This is a genomic window from Protofrankia sp. Cj3 (assembly GCF_917627355.1).
Classification (GTDB): domain Bacteria; phylum Actinomycetota; class Actinomycetes; order Frankiales; family Frankiaceae; genus Protofrankia.
In genome coordinates this window covers 1-4,383 of sequence record NZ_CAKJTR010000274.1, presented here as the reverse complement: position 1 = coordinate 4,383, position 4,383 = coordinate 1, and the positions used below count along the sequence as shown (strand labels likewise).

Below are 4,383 nucleotides of genomic sequence, written 5' to 3'. Positions count from 1 at the left end.
AGTTCTTCCTGACGCGGATCGCCGGTGCTGGCGAGCTCGACCGGCTCCATGTGAAGATCCGCCGCGCCTTCGGCACCCTGACCGGCCTGGACCTCGGCAGCGGCGCCCGCATCCGGCGTGCCCTGGCTGAATCGCTGGCATGACAGGCGCGGCCATGACAGGCACGGCCATGACAGGCGCGGGCGTATGCGCCCGTCACCACCATCCTTCGAAGGAGCACTGATGTCCGCCAGCCATGAGCAGATCGTCGCCGCGATCACCGGGATCGTGACCGAGGAACTCGGCCTCGCCGCCGGCAGCGTGACCCCGTCCGCCGACCTGCGGTCGATGCAGGGCGCGGACTCGGTCAAGGTACTCCGGATGATCGCCAGGATCGAGCGCCACTACGACGTCGAGCTGGACGACGAGGATATCTTCACCCTCTCGTCCATCCACGACGTCGCCCTGGTGGTCGCGGGCGCACTCGCGCTGGATCCAGCATGACGCCGGCCGCGGGGACAGCCCTGACCGCCGTCGCCGACACCAACCAGCACTACGACCTCGACCCGGAAATCTTCGGCCTGTTCCTGGACCCGTCACGTAAGTACAGCGCCGGGCGCTACCAGTCACCGTCTGACACACTTGCGCAGGCACAGATCAACAAACTGCGCTTCGTCGCCGAACGGCTCGGCCTGCGCGGCGGCGAACAGCTGCTCGACGTCGGCTGCGGCTGGGGATCGCTGCTGTTGTTCATGGCCCGGGAGCACGGATGCCGGGCGGTCGGCATCAGCCCGGCGGGACGCCAACACGAGTACATCCGCGCGCGTTCCGAGGCGCTCGGGGTGGCCACGCGCGTCACCACGCTGCGAGGGCACTTCGAGGAAACCAGCCTCCCCAGCGGCAGCTTCGACGCGGTGACGATGCTCGGGTCGATCGTGCACATGCCCGATCTGACCGCCGCGTTCCGCCGGGCCCGGACGCTGCTACGCCGCGGTGGCTGCCTGTATGTGTCCGAGAGCTGCTTCCGCAGCACGGCCGCCCACACGACGTTCCACCAACGCGCCGGTACTCGGTTCGTCGGCGACTCCATCTTCGGCTGGGGAGACCTGCGACCTGTGTCCGAGCTTGTTCGCGGCGCCGAGGACGCGGGCTTCTCCCTGAGCAGTCTCGACGACCTGACCGACGACTACCGGCGCACGATCGACGACTGGCTGGCCAACGTCCGTGCCAGCGCCGCCGACATCGAAAGGATCAAACCTGGTCTGGCCGAGCGGCTCGAGCGCTACCTGGAGATCGCCAACGCTGGGTGGGGGTACACCACCAAGCACTACGCCCTGACCTGCCGGAAAACCCGATGACCCGGTCAGGGGGAACGATGGCCGTGACCCGGACCACGACAGCCTCCCAGCAGGAGACAAACCAGCTGCTGCCCGCGGCCGATATTGAGCAGGCAGTGACATCGTTCATGGCCGCCGGGCCGGCCGCGCGCCGTTTCGACGTCGAGACCGACTTCGACTGGGACAACGCGGACTGCGGGAAGCTGACCGGCGGGCAGCAGTCCGCGGTCCGCTTCATCACCCTGATCGAAGACCATCTACCCGGCTACTTCGCTCTCTACAACCAGCGTTTCCCGCTGGACGAGCGGGTCAGCCCCGAGGAGTTCGCGCGCAACCGGGAGCTTTACCATTTCACGGTTCGCTGGGCGCAGGAAGAAGACAGCCACGCCCGTGCTCTTTTCCGTTACCAGGTGGCCTCCGGGCTCGCCGAGCCCGAGCACCTGCGCCTGGAGCTGGCCGCGGAAGGCCGGCGGGCGTTCAGCCTGCCCCACGACAATCCGATCTCGCTCTTCGCTTACACCCTCGTGCAGGAAAAGGCGACCCAGCTTTACTACCAGCAGCTGCGTGCCGTTGTCACCGACGAGGTGCTGCGGGAAATCCTGAACCGGCTCGGCCGGGACGAGGCCCGGCACTTCTCGTTCATGGCTGACATGGTGGAGCGCTATCTGATCGCCTACGGCGATGCCGCGGTGGAACCGATCCGGGACGTGATAGCACAGTTCCGGATGCCGCTCGCAGACACGATCAAGGGCTACTGGCGGTGGGCACTACGGATCGCGGACACCGCCCGCTACGACCACACCGACGCCTACGATCACCTGATCCGGGTGGTGAACCGCGCGGTTGACGCCCGGTCGGACCGAGTGAACGAGCTGACCCGATTCATCGCCGCCTGTCGCACCACCACGCATCCATCCTGACGGATCTCTGTGGAGGCCTTCGGCGGCGCACCGACAACCACAGCGCTGCCGCTGGCCGGCGCGGCGTCCCGCCGCACCACGGCCAAGCCGCTCCGACGGCAAGGGGTAGATCAAGGAACGAGGCCAAGGCGCGGGCACCAGCCCCGCGACGCCGCGCCCCCTGCTGCCGGTCACCCTCAATCATGCGACCCACCGCACCCGGCATGCCCGCGGCGGAAGATGGAAACGGATCGCACCGACGAGATAATCGTCCCACCGGCAGCCGAGCGCATAGTCATCGGCCGCCGCGGCGCTCTCGAACAGGATCGCCACCTCAGCGACGCTCGACCGGTCGTCACCCGCGAAGCGGACAGCGGCGTACAACCGCTGCTCCGCCGTTGGCTCCGACATCAGCTGTGGTTCCATGCTCATCGGCAACCCTCCGATCACCTGCCCGCTCGGGGCAGCCGCAACGACCGATCAACGATCGGACGGCATCATGCCTGTCACGCTGCCAGCCCACGTTCCGCCCGTCACCGAACAGTGAACATCGCGGCCGTGGCAGAGTGCAGCACCCGTACCGGGCAGATTCGACGCACGGTGTCATGCCAGAATCAGATACGGAAACTGGTAGAAGGCTGGCAGGCGGAAAGCCGATGCGGCCAGCGGGGCACGCGCCTGGCAAGAAACTGGCATGAGCCGCTACGAAAGACGGTCCTCACAGGTCATCTCGAAGGGAACGACCGAACCACCCGATGGACACAGCCAATGTGCAACAGATTCGCAACCAGCTCGTCCGGATACTCCGCCGTGGTGGCCGGCCCGCCGAGCTGGTCACATATACGCCGGAGTTCGTCGACCTGGTCTGGCCTGTTGAGGCCGGCATGCCCCGCCAGGGAATCCACGACCGGGCGATCCTCGCGCATCGCCTGCTCACCGCCGCCGTCGCCACCCTGGACCAGCCGCACAGCGAGGCGACCGGGATCATGCTGTGCCTGTGGCCGGGTACCCTCGCCCTCACGCTTGACCAGCGGCGTGAACGAGCCGCCCGCCTCTTCGGCGTCCAGCCGGGCACGTTCCGCCGGCCGGCCCACGAGGGGCACCTCCTGCTCAACCTCTCCCTGGAGATCTACCTACGGGTACGGGACCGTCACGACCGGCGGCGGACGCTGCCCACCACGGAACACGGCGGCGTCGCCTGACTGCCGCACACGGGCTGCCTCACGGTAACGGTACGGTATATAGTGCTGACGCGACAGCACGTTACCCATTCGGCGGCAACGTCAGCCCCGGGGACCTGGACAGCTGGTAGCTGCCGTTCGAACTCTGCCGTACGCGGGCATTGCCAGAACCGCGCGGAGCGGCGACTATCGTCGCGTGCTATCCCATGACGAGGTGCTTGCCATCACCGACCCAATCGAACGGGCGGTCGCCGCAAACGATCTGATCTGGACCGACTGCGCCCAGCGCACATCGCTACGAACCATACGTAATCAGGCGCTTCGTGAAGCGGTGGAGACCGGCCGGACGAGCCAGGAGATCGCGGCGCGGCTAAGGATCACCGAGAATGACCTCACCTGGATGACGAAAAGCGACCGGCAGTAGGGGACGCGGCGCCACGGGGCTGGGGCACGCCCTCGTGCCAGCCACTCTCAGAGCGCGTTTCTCAGAGCGCGTGTGAGATCGTCATTCCGGCTCGCCGCGCCCAGGTGCCCCCTGGCCGCGTTGTCGGCCACACCAAGACAACTCATCCGATATCGCTTCGGCCTTCCGCCTTGCCGGGGAGCGCCTGGCCGCGGCTCACTGATCGAAAGCCCGATCTCACACACGCTCTAACGACACCGCGCCGGGCCCGCCCGCTGGCGTCCGCCCGGCCTGATCCGGCCTGGTGGGGTGAGCGCAGCAGCACGAGCGAGAAGCCGTAAAGAATCAGGTAGCTGAGCACCGCGGCGAGCGCGAGCGAGTCCAGCGACCCGACGAGGGCCAGGACGACCAGCAACAGGACAGCGCTCCCCAGCCCGACGAGAACAGGCCTCGGTATATCGATGACAAACAGGTCGGGACGTCCGGGCAGCATTTTTGCTCGTTCCTGGAACACATCCGTCTCCGGTCATGTCGTCTCCGGCCATGTCACAGTGCGGGCCGAAAGCGACGCGACCACCGTCCCG

General features: G+C 67.2%; 7 protein-coding genes. 5 read left to right on the top strand and 2 right to left on the bottom strand.

What is annotated here, in order from left to right:
• The first annotated feature begins 222 nt into the window (after nucleotides 1-222).
• Genes MJ783_RS22165 through MJ783_RS22155 form a run of 3 tightly spaced genes read left to right on the top strand, consistent with a single transcriptional unit; the run spans nucleotide 223 to nucleotide 2,236 of the window.
• Complete coding sequence (locus MJ783_RS22165; protein ID WP_239313562.1) at nucleotides 223-483, top strand: acyl carrier protein; 261 nt, start codon at nucleotides 223-225, stop codon at nucleotides 481-483.
• Nucleotides 480-1,337 carry a cyclopropane-fatty-acyl-phospholipid synthase family protein gene (locus MJ783_RS22160; RefSeq protein ID WP_239313559.1) on the top strand — a complete coding sequence of 286 codons (858 nt, stop codon included), beginning with the start codon at nucleotides 480-482 and terminating at the stop codon, nucleotides 1,335-1,337. Before MJ783_RS22165 ends, MJ783_RS22160 begins: the two co-directional genes overlap by 4 nt.
• A gap of 17 nt (nucleotides 1,338-1,354) precedes the next feature.
• Nucleotides 1,355-2,236, top strand: a complete 882-nt coding sequence (locus tag MJ783_RS22155) for an acyl-ACP desaturase (protein ID WP_239313565.1) — start codon at nucleotides 1,355-1,357, stop codon at nucleotides 2,234-2,236.
• 180 nt (nucleotides 2,237-2,416) lie between these two features.
• Here the strand turns inward: MJ783_RS22155 and MJ783_RS22150 are convergent, their stop codons facing one another.
• Nucleotides 2,417-2,647: a hypothetical protein gene (locus MJ783_RS22150; RefSeq protein ID WP_239313556.1), complete on the bottom strand. Its 231-nt coding sequence runs from the start codon at nucleotides 2,645-2,647 to the stop codon at nucleotides 2,417-2,419.
• A 323-nt stretch (nucleotides 2,648-2,970) separates the two neighbouring features.
• Here MJ783_RS22150 and MJ783_RS22145 point away from each other — a divergent pair, with 323 nt between their 5' ends.
• Nucleotides 2,971-3,417, top strand: coding sequence for a hypothetical protein (locus MJ783_RS22145; protein ID WP_239313554.1), 447 nt, complete (start codon nucleotides 2,971-2,973; stop codon nucleotides 3,415-3,417).
• A 175-nt stretch (nucleotides 3,418-3,592) separates the two neighbouring features.
• Complete coding sequence (locus MJ783_RS22140; protein ID WP_239313552.1) at nucleotides 3,593-3,820, top strand: hypothetical protein; 228 nt, start codon at nucleotides 3,593-3,595, stop codon at nucleotides 3,818-3,820.
• A gap of 142 nt (nucleotides 3,821-3,962) precedes the next feature.
• Here MJ783_RS22140 and MJ783_RS22135 read toward each other — a convergent pair whose 3' ends face one another.
• A complete protein-coding gene (locus tag MJ783_RS22135; protein ID WP_239313550.1) occupies nucleotides 3,963-4,313 on the bottom strand; it encodes a hypothetical protein in 351 nt (116 codons plus the stop codon).
• Between the last annotated feature and the right edge of the window lie 70 nt (nucleotides 4,314-4,383).

Excerpts from the sequence above, each read along its gene's own strand:
- MJ783_RS22165 (WP_239313562.1), top strand. The coding sequence starts at position 223 with ATGTCCGCCAGCCATGAGCAGATCGTCGCCGCGATCACCGGGATCGTG.
- MJ783_RS22160 (WP_239313559.1), top strand. The coding sequence starts at position 480 with ATGACGCCGGCCGCGGGGACAGCCCTGACCGCCGTCGCCGACACCAAC.
- MJ783_RS22155 (WP_239313565.1), top strand. The coding sequence starts at position 1,355 with ATGGCCGTGACCCGGACCACGACAGCCTCCCAGCAGGAGACAAACCAG.
- MJ783_RS22150 (WP_239313556.1), bottom strand. The coding sequence starts at position 2,647 with ATGAGCATGGAACCACAGCTGATGTCGGAGCCAACGGCGGAGCAGCGG.
- MJ783_RS22145 (WP_239313554.1), top strand. The coding sequence starts at position 2,971 with ATGGACACAGCCAATGTGCAACAGATTCGCAACCAGCTCGTCCGGATA.